This window comes from Rubrivirga sp., assembly GCF_049648075.1.
Lineage (GTDB): Bacteria > Bacteroidota > Rhodothermia > Rhodothermales > Rubricoccaceae > Rubrivirga.
Genome location: NZ_JBARYR010000438.1, coordinates 1 through 2,132, shown reverse-complemented (window position 1 = coordinate 2,132; position 2,132 = coordinate 1). Strand labels below are relative to the sequence as shown.

The 2,132-nt window shown below is 66.9% G+C and carries 2 protein-coding genes; both read left to right on the top strand.

All coding sequences use genetic code 11. The features are described from left to right. Positions 1-421 (top strand): tyrosine-type recombinase/integrase (locus WBA11_RS12480; protein WP_424521005.1); only part of this gene is annotated, 421 nt, incomplete at its 5' end. A 585-nt stretch (positions 422-1,006) separates the two neighbouring features. Next, the gene (locus WBA11_RS12475; protein WP_424521004.1) at positions 1,007-1,954 is read left to right on the top strand and encodes a replication initiation protein; all 948 of its coding nucleotides are present in this window, start codon (positions 1,007-1,009) and stop codon (positions 1,952-1,954) included. Positions 1,955-2,132: the final 178 nt, after the last annotated feature.

The window sequence follows — 2,132 nt, the reverse complement described above, 5'->3', positions numbered from 1 at the left end:
CCTCGAGGCCGAGCGTGCGAGGTACGACCGGGCCGTCGCCGAGGGGACGGCCGCCGTGAGCCTGCCCGGCGCGCTCGGGGCCAAGTACCCGGCCGCGGCGACGGAGTGGGGCTGGCGCTACGTGTTCTGCGCCCGCCGCCCGTCGGTCGACCCGAGAACAGGCAAGCTCCGGCTCCACCACCTCGGCCCGAGCGGGGTCCAGAAGGCCGTCCGTCGGGCCGCGCTCGCAGCCGGCGTCGACCGGCCGGTGAGCCCGCACGTACTCCGGCACAGCTTCGCGACGCACATGCTCGAGCGGGGGGCTGACATCCGGACGGTCCAGGAGCTCCTCGGCCACTCGGACGTGCGGACGACCGAGGTGTACACCCACGTGCTCGATCGCGGTGTCCGAGGCGTGGTGAGTCCGCTCGACGCGTCGTAGGTCTCCCCTCCCCTATACCGGCATCACATCGGCTCGGCCCCAGCCGACTGAGAGCGAACGGCAAGGGTCTCTTGTAAACCCTCCTCCCCTTTGTTCTTTGTAGGCTTTGAATACATTGAATGCTTTGGGACTCGGCGCATCTCGTTGGGGCGCAATAAGATGCAAGCTCCTCGAACGACAGATTGAGGGTGTTCAGACGACAGATTGAGGGTCAAAGACGACAGATTGAGGACTTTCGAACGACAGATTGAGGGTGTTCAGACGACAGATTGAGGGTCAGGACACTCCCCGAACGACAGATTGAGGGTCGTCCAGCCCGAACGACAGATTGAGGGTCGAATCGACGCCCAGTGCTCCCAATTCCTCCCCATGACTGCTCCCGAACGACAGATTGAGGGTCGCTCGTTCTCGAACGACAGATTGAGGGTCCGTTTCAGCTTCCTCGAACGACAGATTGAGGGTCGAACCTGCGAATACGGCCCCCATTGCGCCCCCATGACCGCCCCCGAACGACAGATTGAGGGTCGCCCTCGACACGGCGACCTCGAACCCGTAACGTGAGCGTCACCTGCGTCCCCCCGCGCCATGACCGTCGCCCGCCGTGACTGGGTCGTCAAGTCGAACGACCTCATCAACGCCCGCTACGACTGGACCGCCCTCCAGCAGCGGATGATCCTGCTGATGATCGCCCAGCTCGAGCCCAGCGACGAGGACTTCGGCACCCAGCGCATCGACATCGCCGACCTGGTCGACCGGTCCGGCCTGTCGGGCAAGGCCTACTACGAGCGCGCGGCCGAGGCCGCCGAGGTCCTGCTCGACCAGAAGATCTTCGTCCGCACCGACGCCGGACGCTGGCGCGGCTACAACCTCCTCTCCTACGTCGAGCCCCACCCCGGCCACATCAACGCCCGGTTCAACCCGGACATGCGGCCGTTCCTGCTCCAGCTCAAGCGCCGCTTCACGCGCTACATCCTGGGCCACGTCCTGCGCTTCCAGTCGCCCTACTCGGTCCGCATCTACGAGATGGCGATGCAGTTCCAGGACATCGGCCACCGGACCATCCCCCTCGACGACCTCCGCGAGACGCTCGACGTCGCCGCCAAGTACCCTCGGTTCTACGACTTCAAGCGCCGGATCTTGGACCAGGCCGTCAAGGAGATCGGTCGCCACACCGACCACGTCGTGACCTACGACGTCCTCAAGGAAGGCCGCACGCCCACCGCCGTCCGGCTCCACATCCGCAAAAAGACCGACGGCGAGACCGCGCCCGGCGAACAGACGACCCTCAATCTGTCGTCCCAACCCGCCCAGCCCTACGCGGGCGTCGGCGACGAGACCTCTGACGACCGCGCCTTCCGGTCGTGGTGGCGCGCCCGCACCGACGCCGACCGCGCCGCCCTCGAGGCCGACGCCCGCGACCGCCTCGACGCGTACTCGCGTAAGGCCGACCCGTCCTCGATCGTGTACCGGACGTCGTTCCGCGAAGCCCTCCTCGAGGTCTGGCGCGAGCAGACCGCCGCCCAGGCCGTCTAACCGAAGCAGGCACCGTCCTCGAGGGCGGAGGTCGTCGTGGCACGCTCCCCGGAGCGACAACGCGCCCATACGGCGCCCAGGGTCGCCCTCTAGTGGGATCCGAGCCCTCTCCCCTCTCCATGCCTAAGGCGATGACCAGGACGGTCACGCGGCCTCTGAGGGCCTCCTAGCCGTCGTG